The 15,755-nt window shown below is 57.4% G+C and carries 15 protein-coding genes and 3 tRNA genes; 6 read left to right on the top strand and 12 right to left on the bottom strand.

The window, feature by feature from the left end; all coding sequences use genetic code 11:
* Positions 1-3 precede the first annotated feature (3 nt).
* From ABWV42_RS00290 to lptF, 3 genes are read right to left on the bottom strand one after another with little or no spacing between them, the layout of a single operon-like run.
* Positions 4-2,145: an LPS-assembly protein LptD gene (locus tag ABWV42_RS00290; RefSeq protein ID WP_353338391.1), complete on the bottom strand. Its 2,142-nt coding sequence runs from the start codon at positions 2,143-2,145 to the stop codon at positions 4-6.
* A complete protein-coding gene (gene lptG, locus ABWV42_RS00285) occupies positions 2,142-3,239 on the bottom strand; it encodes an LPS export ABC transporter permease LptG (RefSeq protein ID WP_353338390.1) in 1,098 nt (365 codons plus the stop codon). The genes ABWV42_RS00290 and lptG overlap by 4 nt, the downstream gene beginning before the upstream one ends.
* Positions 3,236-4,354, bottom strand: a complete 1,119-nt coding sequence (gene lptF / locus ABWV42_RS00280; RefSeq protein WP_353338389.1) for an LPS export ABC transporter permease LptF — start codon at positions 4,352-4,354, stop codon at positions 3,236-3,238. The genes lptG and lptF overlap by 4 nt, the downstream gene beginning before the upstream one ends.
* 132 nt (positions 4,355-4,486) lie before the next feature.
* On the opposite strand from lptF, the gene ABWV42_RS00275 reads away from it, so the two are divergent.
* Both ABWV42_RS00275 and ABWV42_RS00270 read left to right on the top strand, forming a co-directional pair.
* Positions 4,487-5,962, top strand: a complete 1,476-nt coding sequence (locus tag ABWV42_RS00275; RefSeq protein ID WP_353338388.1) for a leucyl aminopeptidase — start codon at positions 4,487-4,489, stop codon at positions 5,960-5,962.
* 2 nt (positions 5,963-5,964) lie between these two features.
* On the top strand, positions 5,965-6,432 hold the full coding sequence (locus ABWV42_RS00270) for a DNA polymerase III subunit chi (protein ID WP_353338387.1): 468 nt from the start codon (positions 5,965-5,967) through the stop codon (positions 6,430-6,432).
* 1 nt (position 6,433) lies between these two features.
* On the opposite strand, the gene ABWV42_RS00265 is transcribed toward ABWV42_RS00270, so the two are convergent.
* Genes ABWV42_RS00265 through ABWV42_RS00250 form a run of 4 tightly spaced genes read right to left on the bottom strand, consistent with a single transcriptional unit; the run spans position 6,434 to position 9,971 of the window.
* On the bottom strand, positions 6,434-7,015 hold the full coding sequence (locus ABWV42_RS00265) for a retropepsin-like aspartic protease family protein (protein WP_353338386.1): 582 nt from the start codon (positions 7,013-7,015) through the stop codon (positions 6,434-6,436).
* 55 nt (positions 7,016-7,070) lie between these two features.
* Positions 7,071-7,682, bottom strand: a complete 612-nt coding sequence (locus tag ABWV42_RS00260; RefSeq protein WP_353338385.1) for a MarC family protein — start codon at positions 7,680-7,682, stop codon at positions 7,071-7,073.
* A gap of 16 nt (positions 7,683-7,698) precedes the next feature.
* Entirely contained in the window at positions 7,699-9,549 is a 1,851-nt protein-coding gene (locus ABWV42_RS00255) for an ABC-F family ATP-binding cassette domain-containing protein (protein WP_353338384.1), read from the bottom strand.
* Between the two features lie 53 nt (positions 9,550-9,602).
* Complete coding sequence (locus ABWV42_RS00250; RefSeq protein WP_353338383.1) at positions 9,603-9,971, bottom strand: winged helix-turn-helix transcriptional regulator; 369 nt, start codon at positions 9,969-9,971, stop codon at positions 9,603-9,605.
* A 237-nt stretch (positions 9,972-10,208) separates the two neighbouring features.
* On the opposite strand from ABWV42_RS00250, the gene ndk reads away from it, so the two are divergent.
* Positions 10,209-10,631: a nucleoside-diphosphate kinase gene (ndk, locus tag ABWV42_RS00245; RefSeq protein WP_255107945.1), complete on the top strand. Its 423-nt coding sequence runs from the start codon at positions 10,209-10,211 to the stop codon at positions 10,629-10,631.
* 11 nt (positions 10,632-10,642) lie between these two features.
* Here the strand turns inward: ndk and ABWV42_RS00240 are convergent, their stop codons facing one another.
* From ABWV42_RS00240 to ABWV42_RS00225, 4 genes are all read right to left on the bottom strand, one after another.
* Positions 10,643-10,984 (bottom strand): TfoX/Sxy family DNA transformation protein, encoded by a 342-nt coding sequence (locus tag ABWV42_RS00240; protein ID WP_353338382.1) that lies wholly within the window; start codon positions 10,982-10,984, stop codon positions 10,643-10,645.
* A 336-nt stretch (positions 10,985-11,320) separates the two neighbouring features.
* A tRNA-Asn gene (locus ABWV42_RS00235) sits at positions 11,321-11,395 on the bottom strand.
* 33 nt (positions 11,396-11,428) lie between these two features.
* Positions 11,429-11,503 (bottom strand) — tRNA-Asn (locus tag ABWV42_RS00230).
* A 79-nt stretch (positions 11,504-11,582) separates the two neighbouring features.
* Positions 11,583-12,500 (bottom strand): MBL fold metallo-hydrolase, encoded by a 918-nt coding sequence (locus ABWV42_RS00225; RefSeq protein WP_353338381.1) that lies wholly within the window; start codon positions 12,498-12,500, stop codon positions 11,583-11,585.
* Positions 12,501-12,540: 40 nt separating this feature from the next.
* Here ABWV42_RS00225 and ABWV42_RS00220 point away from each other — a divergent pair, with 40 nt between their 5' ends.
* Entirely contained in the window at positions 12,541-13,851 is a 1,311-nt protein-coding gene (locus tag ABWV42_RS00220) for an ATP-binding protein (RefSeq protein WP_353338380.1), read from the top strand.
* Between the two features lie 18 nt (positions 13,852-13,869).
* Here the strand turns inward: ABWV42_RS00220 and ABWV42_RS00215 are convergent.
* Positions 13,870-13,946: transfer RNA gene (locus ABWV42_RS00215), tRNA-Ile, on the bottom strand.
* Between the two features lie 108 nt (positions 13,947-14,054).
* On the opposite strand from ABWV42_RS00215, the gene purM reads away from it, so the two are divergent.
* Both purM and purN read left to right on the top strand, forming a co-directional pair.
* Complete coding sequence (gene purM, locus ABWV42_RS00210; RefSeq protein ID WP_353338379.1) at positions 14,055-15,101, top strand: phosphoribosylformylglycinamidine cyclo-ligase; 1,047 nt, start codon at positions 14,055-14,057, stop codon at positions 15,099-15,101.
* Positions 15,098-15,691, top strand: coding sequence for a phosphoribosylglycinamide formyltransferase (gene purN, locus ABWV42_RS00205; protein ID WP_353338378.1), 594 nt, complete (start codon positions 15,098-15,100; stop codon positions 15,689-15,691). Before purM ends, purN begins: the two co-directional genes overlap by 4 nt.
* The last annotated feature ends 64 nt before the right edge of the window (positions 15,692-15,755 follow it).

Raw genomic sequence — 15,755 nt, 5'->3', positions numbered from 1 at the left:
TGTTTATCCTGCGCTCTGTTTGCACGTGCGGCTGTAACTCTTATCACCAGAGTTGACGCTGAAGCCCAAGAGGGCGACCGTCAATCCGATTGATGTACTGGGCTGAACTGTATTGGAGGTTGTGAAGTTTCGCGAGAGAGAAAGGCCAACTTTCACACATTCGTTTCGGTACTCAAGACCGACGCCCGCTTCGGCAGTTTGGTTCGAGCCGGTATCATACCGCCAGTCAGCCAGTGCGGTCCAATGGCGATCTAGCCGGTAGCGGCCATCGATGTTCCATTCCGAAAGCGTGCCTGACCGGTTTTCAGCAGTATCAGACCCCAACCAGATATAGCTTGCGTCCAACCAAACCTTGTCATTGCTCCATGCGATCCGGGTTGCTGCCTTGTCAACGCCAGTGTTCCAATCGAACAACCCACGGGCCATGAAAGAAAATCCGTTTTGCATCGCGATCTGGCCAGCCACCAAAAGATCCGAGCGCTTGCCCGAGAGGCCGGAGCTCTGCGTGAAATCCGGTTGCGTTTCCCAATGGTAGACCTGCCCCAGAGAAAAATGTGCGTTCCAACTGTCTTCGGCAAACCGGGACCAGTTGAGGCCTACGGCCGCTGTTGCACCGCGTTCGCGCCGATCACTTGATGGAAACCGAGACAGTGCCAGAAGGTTGCCCTCATCGAATTCTACAAAAGTGCTTTCTTCGTTCTCAACGTTGAGCGTGTTTCCACCAACCCAACCAATCTGGGCAAGGGGTTCAAGAACGTAGGCTTCACCGTTCGGGCCAACTTTGCTCATCGGATACCGAAGGTGCGCCGAAATTGCAGGTGTAACCTGCGTTTCAGTTCCGACAAAGTTGGCATCCTGATGGGTGTCGATAGCATCAAACGCCAACGATGAACTCAGGCCCGGACGCAGACCGTTTGCCAGGGTCCAGTTGCGTTGCCAGGACAGCGACGCGGTCGCCCGTGCGATATCGCGGCCGATCACGTCAGCATCAGCTTCTCGGTAGTGCCCGTGAAGTTGCAGGCCGAGGCGGGCTTCGCCGCCAATAACGGTGGGGAAGAAGCGCTTTTCGGTCTCCGCGACACTGACAAATGAGGGAATCGTATTGTTGTTCTCGTTTGCGCGCAGTGATTCAAAGTGAATGAGCGCAAAACGGGTGTTTTCATCCCGTTCGATGCGGCGCGCAGTTATATCGCTCTTCAAACGATCGAGGTCTGAATAGTCGTAGTCAAGAAGATAGGCGTCATCTGATACAGCGCGGAGATTATACGTGAGCGTATAGTTGCGTGGGAGCAGCTGCCAGCCGTGGATGAAGCCATAGAACCTTGGCTGGTTGGAAAATATCGAATCGTCGGAAATCGCACCATTGATTTCGACACCGCCACTCCTGAATGCTTGGCGATACCGGAATTCGAGTGTGTTGGTATGTTCGGCCAGATAGGGGGTTAGCGTCAGGTCCCGGTGATCTCCAAGAGTGGTGAAATACGGAACCTTGAAGCCGAAACCGAGGTCACTGTTCTGATTGATCTCCGGGATAAGGAAACCCGTTGCACGTTTCAGAGTAGGGTCGGGCAGTCGCAATTGCGGGAAGTACGCCACTGGCATGTCCATAATACGGAACTGCGCGTGATCGAAGTAGATCTGCTGCTCTTCTTGATCGTGTACAACGCGTTGTGCGCGAATCTGCCAGATTGGCGGGCGGCCATCGTCACAAACTTTGCACGAGCTGACAGTTGTTTTGTGCAAAATGTTGTAACGACCATCGACGCGGTTCATCTGTGCGGATGCCATTTGAAGCTGCTGATTGAGAACGACACGCGCGCTTTTCAAGAGGGCTGTGCGGAACCCGTCGCTTAGTTCCGCGTAGGAAGCAAGCACGTGAACGGTGTCGCCTTGCTCCAGTCGGATTGGGCCCGTAACCCGAACAATGTCTGACTGGCCGTTATATTCGATCCGATTGGCGCGGATGCGAACATCGCCTTGTAGGGCTTCAACATGCCCTTCGGCAACGAGAAGGTTTGACCGGGTCATGTAAACCCGATCCGCAATCAAGACCATGTTCCCACCATTTGGCAGGGATTGGGCAGTTGCTGGTGTGGTGCCGGCGACGAGCAGAGCCAACGACACCGATGTAATGGCAGCTTTCATCCATCCTCCATATGCAACAACAAGCCCAGTGCCAACATGACACTTGCGATGGGGGGTGCCCATGCGGCGAGATATACCGGAATTTCGCCATTTTCCCCCAGGATCTGTGCGAAATTCCGAACGTAATACAATGCAAAACCCGTCATCACAGCCGTCAATACGGCCAAGCCAGTGCGTCCAAATCGGGTATGACGCATGGTGAAGGCCGCTGCAATCAATACCATCGCTGCAAGGAAAATTGGTTGTGCAAGTTCCATCTGTAACCAGACGCTGTGACGGCGCGCAGAAAAGCCGGCCTCTTCAAGTTCGCGAATGAACTGAGGAAGATCCCAGACGGAGACGACCGACGGCGTGCCAAACCGGTCTCGAATTCGATCTCGTGTCAGGCTTGTTTCAATTAACAGAGTTTCGTGGTCCTTTTTTCCGGCTTCCGGGTTGATACCCGGTATCAGCGGCCAGACCCGCGCATTCTTTAATTCCCAGCCTCCGTCGACAAGTGTTGCCGAGTCGGCGACGATGCGGTGAGACGGGGCGCCTCCCGTGGCATAGGAAAGGATCGTCACATCAAAGAATGTGCTGGCATCAGGGTTTGTTGACTCCGCGTGAATGACGGCTTGGCCGCCCACGCCCCCCTGACGCAACCAAAGACCCTCGCTGCTGATGGACAATGTGCTGCCGCCTCCGGAACGGAAGCGATCTGCGAGCGCGTGATACTGATCGGACGTTGCCGCAACGATAGGGTTGAACGTTGAAACCGCGAGCAGCCCCAGGATAAGCGCCACCGAAACCGGCGACAGAAGGGATACCAGAGCGGACCTTCCTGTCGCGCGGACAACAACAAGCTCGCTGCTGCGTGCAAGGCCGATGAAAAGGGTGACCGTGGACAGGATGACCAGGAGTGGCAGGATTTGGTAGAGGCCCTCTGGTGCGCGCAACAAAGTCAGACGCAGGATTTGAGCAAAGCCGATCTCATCCACGTTAAAGCGCCTCAACTGCTCCATAAGGTCGATGAGGGCCAGCAGTGCAAAGAACACGGCAGTCATCCCGAGAAGGATCAAAAGAAACCGCCGCGCGAAATAGAGATGAATGGTCATGCCGCGGCCCTCCGACGGAGTGCGTTCGGGTGGGACGCCAGCCACAACAACACGAAGCTGAGGGTGAAACCAAGCATCGCCGGTACGTACATAAGCGCCCACAGGGAGGCATCGGATCGCACGGGGTCAATTGTGGCGCTGCGGACGATTTCCATGAAGATCAACAGCACGAAAGCCACGATGATCTGTCTCCAGACGCCGAAGCGGCTGTAGCTGCCAAGCAGCAGGGTTGCGAAACCGATGATGGCGGCGGAAATAACCATGAGCGGGCGATTGATGCGCCCATGCGCTTCTTCGGCGATCCAGCCAAGAGGGATATTCAAACGCTGGGAAATGGCACCGGCGTCGCTGAGAAGAGCTGCCGTGCCTATGAATTTGATGTCTTCACGCTGCTTCGTGCTGGCGTCGATCAAACCGCTGATGTCATAGGTAAAGTCCGAGAAGTTGGTCGTGAAGAGGCGTTCGTCGCCGGACACTTCAATTTGCGAAAGTCCGTCAACCATAACCAGCTTGGGGCCGGTCTCGGTTCGCAGAAGGTATGCTTCGGACGCTGTATAGGTCCAGACTTCGCTATCGCGGCGTCGATCCGACAAATAAACATCCCTCAAAATCCCCTCGGGTGAAATTTCACGGATGTAGAACGTAACCCCTTCGGTTGGATGGAGGAATGTGCCTTCGGTCAAAAGACGCGCTGTGATGTTCTCGGTGATCTCACGCTGCCGCTGGTCCAGCTGTGCCGAACTGCTTGGGACAAGTACGTGCGTGAGCATGCTCATCATAAAGGCGACAAGCACGCCAAAGAACATGACAGGCCGCGCCAGTCGCCACGGGCTGAACCCGGTGGCTTGCATCACGGTCAATTCGCTTTCGCTGCTCAACCTGTTGGTCACGTAGACTGTGGCCGCGAAAACGGACATTGGCAGCACGAGCCGGATCACGTTGGGCAGGCTGAGCAGGGTGAACTCGAGGAACACCACGGCGGATTGGCCGTTTGCGAGAATTTGGTCGAACAGCGCAACCGCCCGGTTGATCCAGTAGACTGAGACCAACACGAGGGCAAAAAAGCTGAACAGAACCAAAAGCTGCGACAGCAGGTATCTGTCGAATCTGCTCACGTTTCCAGAATCCCCCACGGTTTCTTTTCTTTTGCCGGACCTTAGAGGAAATGCCCGACCTGGAAAACTGCTATCTGGTCATCCAGCGGACAGCGCGGTAGGACTCGTTGTAACAAACAGGGGAGTAGTCCATTGCTTAAGCCGGCATCCATTCAGTTCAAGGAAACAGATATTGATCTCTTGGCAGAGGTGGAGGGGCGCGTGGCATTACTTGTCGCACCAGACGGATCGCTGGACAAAGCCGCGCGACGCGTGAACCGGTTAACGAAAGGGGCCGTTGCCCGCCTGGTCGAGGTAAAAGCAGAAGCGGCGTCGACAGGTCAGACCTTTTCACTGGCCTTTCCGGTCGGGATGAAAGCCGAGAGTGTTGACGTGGTTTTCCTGCCCCGCCGTTGCACGGACGTCGAAGCGCGCAAGGCGGGTGCCGCCTTGGGAAAAATCCGTTCGGGGGCCGCCCTTACAATCTGCGCTGGTAGCCAAAAACGTGCTTCACAACTGGCTTTGGGGGTCGCTCTTAGGGATTATTCCTTCAATGCACACAAGGCAGGCGAGCAGGAAGAAACGCGCGCGGACGTCACGCTTTTGGTCTCCAAGCCGGAAGAGTTCAACCACGCTGCCGTCACGACCCAAGCCATTGCCGAAGGTGTTTTCTTCACCCGCGACCTGGTGAATGAGCCGGCGAACGTGCTGACCACGACCGAGTTTGCCAAGCGCATCCAAGACATGTCGTCCCTCGGCTTAGAGGTAGAGGTGCTCGAGGAGGCGGACCTCAAGAAGCTCGGGATGGGCGCTCTTCTGTCAGTTGGCGAAGGATCTGAAAGCCCCTCCAAGGTGGCGATCATGCAATGGAATGGCGGCGAAAAGGGAGAGGCGCCTTTGGCGTTGGTGGGCAAAGGCGTTGTCTTTGATACCGGCGGCATTTCGCTCAAACCGGCGGCCGGCATGGAAGACATGACCATGGACATGGGCGGTGCCGGGGTTGTGGCGGGCGTGATGCGCACGCTTGCCATGCGCAAGGCCAAAGCCAATGTCGTGGGTCTTGTCGGGCTGGTTGAAAACATGCCATCGGGTCGGGCGACACGTCCGGGGGACGTTGTTACCTCGATGAAGGGCGACACCATCGAAGTTATCAACACGGACGCCGAGGGCCGTTTGGTGCTTTGTGATGTGATGCACTATGCGCAGGAGCGGTTCAAACCGCAGGGGATGATTGATCTGGCGACTTTGACAGGTGCGATCATTATTGGTCTTGGTCATGAAAAGGCGGGTGTGTTCTCGAATAACGACAAACTCTGCGCCCAGTTTCTGAAGGCGGCCGAAGCAGAAGGCGAAGGGGCATGGCGCATGCCGCTCGGCAAGGCCTATGCCGACCAGCTCAAATCGCGGATTGCCGATCTGAAGAACACCGGCGGTCGTCCGGCCGGTTCCGTTACCGCTGCCGAATTCCTCCATCGTTTCGTTCAGGAAGACACGCCCTGGATTCACCTCGATATTGCAGGTGTGGCCAGCGTGAAGGCCGACACCGACTATGCGCCCAAGGGTGCAACGGGTTGGGGTGTCATGGCTTTGAACCGTCTTGTTCAGGATATGTGTGAAAAGGCCGAGTGATCGTGGGGGCGGTCTATTTCTATCACCTGACGCGACAGCCCGTGGACGTGACGCTTGCCACCCTTATCGGCAAGGCGCGCGGGCAGGGCTGGCGCATTCTGGTGCGCGGGACCGCCACGGATCGACTGGAGTGGCTGGATCAGAAGCTGTGGCTGGGCGGTGATGAGAGTTTTCTGCCGCATGGCGTGTCTGGTGGCCCCTATGACAAGGACCAGCCGGTGTTACTCACGACCTCTGCGGAAAACGCGAACGAGGCCAATTGCGTCATGAGCATTGACGGTGCCGAACTTACCGCGGAAGAGATCAATGCCGCAGACCGGTGCTGCATTCTGTTTGACGGGTTTGACGAGGGTGCGGTGCAGCACGCACGCGTCCAATGGAAAACTCTGACGGATGCCGGCTGTGCGGCGCAATACTGGTCGGAAGAAAGCGGTAATTGGCAGAAGAAGGCCGAAAAGGCGGCCAGCTAACCTATTGCACGAGAATGAGTTTCCCGCTTGTAATGGTGATCTGGCTGTACCGTCCTAGGTAACTCATCCCCAAAAGAGATTCATCCAATTCGCCTCCGTTCACCGCGGCGACAACATTCCTTTCTGTTACCCCCTGCAGGCTGAGCGTGTCGATCGTGATGGGGGCCGTGCGAACTTCGCCATTTGCGGTTCGTGCGCGGCCAAAGAAGGGGAGGGTGTCCGGATCAAATCCTGCGCGTTCGGCATCTCGTTTGCTCAACACGACATTGCTTGCGCCGGTGTCGACAATGAAATTCACTGGCGTGCCATTCACATCCAGCGAGAGGCGGTAGTGACCGTCAGGACTTTGCGGGATTTCGATCCGGCCTTCCGCAGAATGCACCGTTGCAGTTGGGATGACCGTTGAACGTATATCTCCCCACATGCCGTAGGCGGCAATGATCCCGACAAAAATCAGGACCCAGACGAGAATTTGCTGAACCGTCTTCGAGAGGCTTTGGCGGTTGCTGGCCACGAACCAGAACACGATAGCAGCCCCGAGGACCGCAAAATAACTTAGTTGTGCAATCTGGTCGCCGCTCATGACACCCTCAATCGTTTCCCTTGATATAGTGTCGGGCAGGGGAGCACAGAAGGGCCTAGCCCATAAATCCGAAGTCGCGAAGACCTTCGAGAACGAATTGAACAGCGAGTGCCGCCAGCAGCATCCCCAGCAATCGTGTGGCGACATTGATGCCGGTCTTGCCCAGAGCACGTGCCAGAAGCCCACTTGCCATGAAGAGAATGAACACGACCGCCAGCACCGCAAGCGCAACCGCAAGAACAAGCACCGTGTTCTCGATACCCGAGTGCTGACCAGACAAGAGAATGACGGTAGCGATTGAACCGGGCCCGGCAATCAGCGGAATCGCCAGTGGGAAAACCGACGGGTCAGGGCGCTCGTCCGCCTGATCCTCACGACGTTTCGTGCGCCGCTCGAACAACATGTCTAAAGCTGTAAGGAACAACAGGATCCCGCCAGCGATCCGGAATGCCGGCATTGAAATACCGATGAAGCCGAGAACCGCTTCGCCAAAGAACGCGAAGACCGACAGGATGATGAACGCGATGACACAGGCGCGAATGGCAATACCACGACGATGGGCCGCGTCCATGTCGTGCGTCATGGTCACATAGAGCGGGGCAAGCCCAAGGGGGTCGATGATCACGAAGAGCGTGACAAAGGCCGTGATGAGCGCGGGTGTATCCATGAGACTAGGCTACCGTTCAAGCTTCGGCGGTTTCAAGCTTTTCGAGGGCGTCCATCCAAAGCGCTTCGGCGCGTTCGAGACCGTCCAGAACTTCGGCATGTTTCTTCTGCCACTTGGCAATGTCATCGGTCTTGCCCGCCTCGTAGAGAGTCGGATCGGCGAGTTTCTCATCCAGCTTCTCGCGCATCTCGGTCAGTTTTTCGACCCGCGCTTCGCACTTGCGCACATCTGAGCGCAGGGCAAGGATCGTGTCACGCGACGCTTTCTTGGGGGCTTGTACTTCGGCCTTGGGCTTTTGCGCAGGTTTGTCCGAAGCAAGCAGTTCGGTGCGGTAGGTTTCGAGATCGCCCTCGTAGGGTTTTACAGTTCCGTCTGACACCAGCCAAAGACGATCGGCGGTCATGCTCAGCAGGTGCATGTCGTGGCTGACGAGGATCACCGCGCCCGAGTAATCGGTCAGCGCCTCGACAAGCGCCTCGCGGCTTTCGATGTCGAGGTGGTTGGTGGGTTCGTCGAGGATCAGAAGGTGTGGCGCATCCAGTGTTGCAAGCAGCAGCGATAGCCGCGCCTTTTGTCCGCCGGAGAGCTGAGCCACCACGGTTTCCGCCTGATCCGCGCCCAGGCCAAAACCCGCGAGGATGGCGCGGAGTTTCGCCGGAAGATGATCGGGACGTTCCCGGCGCAAGTGATCAAGAGGCGTTTCGTCGAGATGCAACTCGTCCACCTGATGCTGCGCAAAGTACCCGATGCGCAACTTGTTCGAGCGCACCATCTGTCCGTCCATCAGCACAAGGCGGTCGGACAGGAGTTTTGATAGGGTGGATTTGCCTTGCCCGTTCTTACCGAGAAGCGCGATGCGGTCGTCCTGATCGATCCGCAGGTTCAGACGTTTGAGGACAGGAGTATCGGTGTACCCAACGGCACCACTCTCGACACGGATGATCGGCGGAGAAAGCTCTTCCGGCTTGGGAAAGGCAAAACTGCGCAGGGCGGCTTCTTGCGGAGAAGAAATCGGTTCCATTCGGGCAAGCGCCTTCAGGCGGGATTGCGCCTGTTTCGCCTTGTCCGCCTTGTAGCGGAAGCGGTCGACGTAAGACTGAAGGTGCGCGCGTCTGGCTTCCTGTTTCTTCGACATCGCCTCGGCCTGCGCCAGTTTCTCTGCGCGTTGCTTGGCGAACTGGTCGTAAGGCCCCTGATAGAAGGTGAGCTTCTTGTCTTCGAGGTGCAGGATCGAGCCCACGGCGCGGTTCAACAGGCCACGGTCGTGGCTGATGATGATGACGGTATGCGGATACTTGGCGAGATAGCTCTCAAGCCAAAGCGCGCCTTCAAGGTCGAGATAGTTGGTCGGTTCGTCGAGTAAAAGCAGGTCGGGCTGTGAAAACAGAACCGCGGCCAGTGCAACGCGCATACGCCAACCTCCCGAGAAATCGGAACAGGGACGAGACTGATCCTCGAATTCGAAACCGAGCCCCTTGAGGATCGAGGACGCCCGCGCCTCGGCGCTCCAGGCGTCGATATCGGCAAGTCGGGTCTGGATTTCCGCAATACGGGCAGGGTCTTGGGCGGTGTCCGCCTCGGCCATTAGGGCAGAGCGTTCGGTATCAGCGGCCAGGACCGTATTCAGCAGTGACACATTGGACGACGGAACCTCTTGGGCGACGCCACCAATACGGGCGCGTTGCGGTATCGACAGCGATCCGGTTTCAAGGGCCAGCTCGCCCCGGATCAAACGGAAGAGGGTGGTTTTACCCGTGCCATTGCGCCCAACGAGGCCAACCTTGTGACCTGTCGGAATGGTCGCCGAAGCGTTCACGATGAGCGGCCTGCCGGCCACCGAATAGGAGATATCTTCAATCCGCAACATGGCTGAGACAAGTCTATCAGGGGATAGGGCTTGTCAATGACGGATCGGCCTTGTCACAGCGGCAAATCAAGTTGATTTCGGCGCTTGGCCTCTTCGGCTTTGCGAAGGTCCTCTTCGCCCCAGGCTTTCATGGCCTTGACCAGCGGCATGATGCTGCGGCCGCGTTTGGTAAGCGAATACTCAACACGTGGCGGAATTTCCGCAAAAACCTTGCGGTTCAGGATGCCGTCAGCCTCCAACTCGCGCAGTTGCTGCGTCAGCATCTGTTTGGTGATGCCGGGGATTGCGCGGTGCAGGGCACCGAAACGGTTCAATTTACCCGAAATCCTGAACAGGATGATCAGCTTCCATTTGCCCCCGACAAGGCGAGAGCAATGTGTGACGGCGCATAGTGCATCCTGTGTTTCTTCTATTTGTTCCAAAATTAGACCAAGTTAGGTTTTCAGTATTAGCTTGTTTTTTTTAGTTAGAGAGAAATTTCGAATTAAGTCAATTATCTGCATTTTCACATTCGAAGGCTGTTGCTGTGCTTTGGGTGGCGCCTGGTCGTAAGAGGGCTGTCGGGAAGTTGGGGAACACTTTGGTTGCAAGGGTCTTCCCAAAGCAGCGCCTGCATGTTAATGCCCGCGCAATTTCAACTTTCAAGCCGAGGGAAAATCATGGCTCTGGAACGCACCTTCTCGATCATCAAACCCGATGCAACCCGCCGCAACCTGACCGGTAAAATCAACGCCAAGTTCGAAGAAGCGGGCCTGCGCATCGTTGCTCAGAAACGTATTCACCTGACCAAAGCGCAAGCGGGCGAGTTCTACGCTGTTCACAAAGAGCGCCCCTTCTACGACGAACTGTGCGAGTTCATGGCTTCGGCTCCGATCGTTGCACAGGTTCTGGAGGGCGAAGGTGCCATCGCGAAGAACCGCGAAGTCATGGGCGCAACGAACCCGGCCGATGCCGCCGAAGGTACCATCCGCGCAGAGTTCGCTGAATCGGTTGGCGAAAACTCGGTTCACGGTTCCGACGCTCCGGAAACCGCAGCTGTCGAGATCGCCTACTTCTTCTCGGGCCTCGAGCTGGTTGGCTAAGACAGAATAAACTAGAGTTTCCGGGGGATTACCCCGATCTCATCAAGGATCGCTTCGAGTTCGGGGCGATCCTTTTTCTTTTTGGCGGTGTGTTCGGATTTGAGGGCATCAAAGCGAATGCGCAAATCGTCTTTTTCCTTGCCCTGACAATCATTCCAGGGCCGTCCTTGAAGTGCCATCACAAGGACGTAGTAGCCAATGAAATGCGGCTTGGTGCCGTTTGCGAGCAAACGCCGATATGTCTCATCCGCACCAAGGGCAATGAGATCTTCGGCAGAGTGGATGCCGGCCCTTGCGCAGGCGGCCTCTACGGCGGGGCCGAGATTGCGGAGTGACGAAACGGGACGGGACATTCGCGGACAATACGAAGCCCAAACGACCGTGTCACCGATTCAGATAGAGGCCCAATCCGAAAATGTCGGCTTGCGCGGCTCATCCTTGGGCGCCTGCGGTTTTTGCTGCGCCGGTTGCTTGGGCGGGGTTTCCTGGCCTGTGAATGGCATGAGACTGCTCCTGTTTTGTGCAGGCCAGCCGGTATGCGCCGACTGGCGCGCGAGGGATTGTTGTCCCTAAAGTAAAGCAGATCAATGTGGCCCAAATTTGCCGGGAATCGGGAATTCGAGTTCTTGGTCACACGAGACCTCGGATGACCGATACAGTCTGGAATTATGCGAGGAGAGGGAGAAGATTGGCTCCGGCGGTAGGGATCGAACCTACGACCAATTGATTAACAGTCAACTGCTCTACCGCTGAGCTACGCCGGAACATCAATCTTGTAGCACCTTCCGAGGAAGGTCTGGCTCCGGCGGTAGGGATCGAACCTACGACCAATTGATTAACAGTCAACTGCTCTACCGCTGAGCTACGCCGGAACACGAGGCACCGTATAGCCAACGATATTTGCGGCGTCCAGAGGGGGCGTCATATTTTTTTCGTTTTCGTTTCAAAAAGTCAGGTGAGTTCGAAAATGGCTTCTGATTCAAGGGTTTGCTGTGGTCTAACAATGCCTCTTCCTGTCAGGTCAACGAGGTGCGCAAAGACATTTCGCGTCGCGGCCCCCATCAGCGCCGTCGGGGTTTCCGTGTAAATCTGGCAGGCGAGGTCATAGGCTCTGGCCGCGCCTGTCTTGCCAAGGGTCTCCAAAATTTCGCGTTCACGCCCCTCGCGGTGGGCAATCAGCCAGTCCAACCGGTCGTTCGGCGCTTCGATCGGTGCGCCGTGTCCGGCGTGAAAGACGCGCCACTTTCTTTGGTTGAGGCGTCGACAAGAGGTCATGAAGTCGGTCAAATCCCCGTCGGGGGGCGAAACAAGCGAGCTTGCCCATCCCATGACAAGATCCCCTGTGAAACAGGCATCGCCCCAGGCAAATGCGAGGTGATTACCAAAGTGGCCCGGTGTGTGGATGGCCTCGACTTCCCAGCCGTCGGCCGAGATGATCTCGCCTTCGCGGACAATCTGGTCGGGAACGAACTCTGCATCAACGCCTTCGCCGCCCCCTGCAAGGCCACGCGCCGCGAGATCGGCCATGACAGGGCTACGGCCGGCGAAAACGTCACCAAAGGCCAGCACCGGCGCGCCGGTTGCTTTTGCGAGTTTTCGCGACAGGGGGGAGTGATCCACATGTGCGTGGGTGACAAGGATATGTGAAATCCGCTGATCGCCCGTGATGGACGCGAGGATGGCGTCGAGATGGTCATCAAGGTCAGGGCCGGGATCGATGACGGCGATCTCCTTGGTGCCAAGAAGATAGGTATTGGTACCACGGAAGGTCATCGGCGATGGATTTGGTGCAAGAAGGCGGCGCAGACCGAGTTCCAGATCTTGTGCTACGCCCGCAGGGGGATCGAATTTCAGGATTTCCGCGTCCATAGTCTTTCCTTCCAGTACTGCTCACGGCATGGTTTAGCTCATGAACTTCAGGTGGCTCAAACTTTATTTACCCAGAGGGCTTTATGGTCGCGCGGCGATGATTCTCATCCTGCCGGTCGTGACGCTGCAATTGGTGGTGTCCTTCGTATTCATCCAGCGACATTTCGAGGACGTGACGGAACAGATGACGCGTACTGTTTCGCGTGAACTGGTTCTGCTTATCGATACCCTTGCGCAGTCCGACAAGGGGGGCGACATGGCGGGGTTTATGCGTCTTGCCGATTCTCTAGAGTACACGGTGGTGCTTGGGGAGCGGCCGCCCCAGGAGGACTTTCGGCGTTGGTACGATTTCTCGGGCCTCGTTGTCATAAGAACCTTGGAACAACTGGTGCCGTCGGTACGTGGGGTCGAGCTTCCGGACAACAGGAAAATTCTCGTTTATGCCGCGACCGCTCAAGGTTTGGCGACGTTCGAGTTTGACCGCCTGCGCGTTTCTGCGACCAATCCTCACCAGCTTTTGGTGAACATGGTGTTTTTTGGCGGATTGATGACCTTGATTGCATATGTCTACCTGCGCAATCAGTTGCGCCCGATCACCCGTCTCGCCGCTGCGGCCGAGGCCTTCGGACGCGGGCGGCATGTTGCCTATACACCTGGCGGTGCGATTGAGGTCAGGTCTGCGGGCAATGCCTTTCTTGATATGCGTGCGCGGATTGAGCGGCAGATTGAACAGCGCACCCTGATGCTTTCCGGAGTGAGCCACGACCTGCGCACCCCCCTGACGCGCCTGAAACTAGGCCTTAGCCTTTTGGATCACGACGATGCCGAACCCCTTGAGCGGGATGTAGAAGACATGCAGCGTTTGCTGGACGAGTTCCTGAGCTTTGCCCGCGGCGCGCACGAAGGGGAGCCGGAACTTACGGATCCGATCCAGTTCGTCAAAAGTGCCGTAGAAGATGCCGCGCGAGGCGGCACGAATGTGACCTTGGGATCGGTCGAAGGCGAGGGCACGATTCCGCTTCGTGTGGTCGGTATCAAGCGGGCGCTGGAAAATCTGATTGGCAACGGCGTACGCTATGGGAATGCCGTGCGTGTTTCGGTGCGTCTTTCAGATAAGTCACTTCGTATTCGTGTGGAAGATGACGGCCCGGGCATCCCGGCGGAAGCCCGCAGCGAGGCGATCAAGCCCTTTGCCCGCCTTGATCCCGCGCGGAACCAGAACAAGGGAACGGGTGTCGGTCTTGGGCTGTCCATCGCGGCCGATGTCGCGCGTGCCCATGGCGGTGTTCTGCGCCTTGGTGAAAGCGAGGAAATGGGCGGGCTTTGCGCCGACATCGTCATTGCACGGTAATTTCGATTCGGGAAATTTTGGTAGGCCCGGCAGGACTTGAACCCGCAACCAAAGCGTTATGAGCGCTCTGCTCTAACCAATTGAGCTACAGGCCCTACCTTGAGGCCCTTTTGCTACCAGAAGCCGCGCCCGCGTCAAGGCTTACCGTTGCCTCTGGTGCAGCTATGGTCTAGTGCCTGCGCAAGCGAAATACGGAGTGGACCATGAGCGACGGCAAGAACGGCATCACCTATGCAGACGCGGGCGTGGATATTGACGCGGGCAACGCCCTTGTGGATCGGATCAAACCGGCAGCGAAGCGCACCATGCGTTCGGGTGTCATGGCGGGCCTTGGCGGGTTCGGGGCATTGTTTGACCTGAAAGATGCGGGCTATGTCGATCCGATCCTCGTTGGTGCGACAGACGGCGTTGGTACCAAGCTGCGCATTGCCATCGATACGGGCAACGTCGATGGCGTGGGTATCGATCTGGTCGCCATGTGTGTCAACGATCTGGTCTGTCAGGGCGCCGAGCCGCTGTTCTTCCTCGACTACTTTGCCACTGGCAAGCTGGAGACCGAAAAGGCCGCGCGCATTATCGAAGGCATTGCCGAGGGCTGTTATCAGTCGGGCTGCGCGCTGATCGGTGGTGAAACCGCGGAAATGCCCGGCATGTATGAAGCGGGCGATTTTGACCTCGCGGGGTTTGCCGTTGGCGCAATGGAGCGTGGCGCGGATCTGCCGGCTGGCGTCAAGGCGGGCGATGTCCTGCTGGGCCTGGGGTCGAATGGTGTTCACTCGAACGGCTATAGCTTGGTGCGTAAGCTGGTTGAAATCTCCGGACTGGGCTGGGATGCCGACTGTCCTTGGGGCGAAGGTACCCTGGGCGAAGCGCTGCTGGCACCGACGCGTCTCTATGTGAAGCAGTCGCTAAATGCCGTGCGGGCAGGGGGCGTGCATGCTCTGGCCCACATCACCGGCGGTGGCCTGACCGAGAACCTGCCGCGCGTGCTGCCTGATGATCTGGGGGCAGATATCGATCTTGGCGCTTGGGATCTGCCGGCGGTTTTCCAATGGCTGGCGAAGACCGGTGGCATGGAAGAAGCAGAAATGCTCAAGACCTTCAACTGTGGCATCGGCATGATCCTTGTCGTGGACGCCGAGCAGGCAGATGCGCTTGCGGCTGGCCTCGAAGAGCAGGGCGAAAGTGTGTTCCGTCTCGGGACCGTCACCGAAGGCGCGGGCATGCGCTACTCGGGCAAGCTCCTGTGAAGAAACGCGTAGCGATCTTCATCTCCGGGGGCGGTTCCAACATGGTCCGCCTCGTCGAAGATATGCAAAGCGGCGACCATCCGGCAGAGCCCGTTCTTGTGCTTGCCAATGATGCAGAGGCAGGCGGTCTGAAAAAAGCGGCGGACATGGGTGTTGCAACCGCGGTTGTCGACCACCGCCCCTTCAAGGGAGACCGGGAAGCCTTTCAGAAGGCGCTGCAGGCAGAGTTGGACAGGGTTCAGCCCGATATCCTCTGCCTTGCCGGTTTCATGCGTGTCCTGACCGAGAGCTTTGTGGCGCCCTGGGAAGGTCGGATGCTCAATATCCATCCTTCTTTGCTGCCCAAGTACAAGGGGCTTCACACACATGCGCGTGCACTTGAGGCAGGGGATGCCGAGCATGGCTGCACGGTGCACCTGGTGACGCCCGCGCTTGACGATGGACCGATGCTTGGTCAGGCCCGTGTGCCGGTTCTCGACGGGGATACCCCTGACGCCTTGGCCGCGCGGGTTTTGACGCAGGAGCACAAGCTTTATCCTGCAGTGTTGCGAAGATTCGCGGCAGGCGACACGAGCTTTCTCGAGCTTTGATGCGACCTTCCGGGGGCGCATTTGCAATTCACCTGTTTTCCCCGTAAGGCTTGCTTCAGGGAAT

The sequence above is a fragment of the Pelagimonas sp. KU-00592-HH genome (genome assembly GCF_040369695.1).
Lineage (GTDB): Bacteria > Pseudomonadota > Alphaproteobacteria > Rhodobacterales > Rhodobacteraceae > Shimia.
This window is presented reverse-complemented; position numbering and strand designations above follow the sequence as displayed.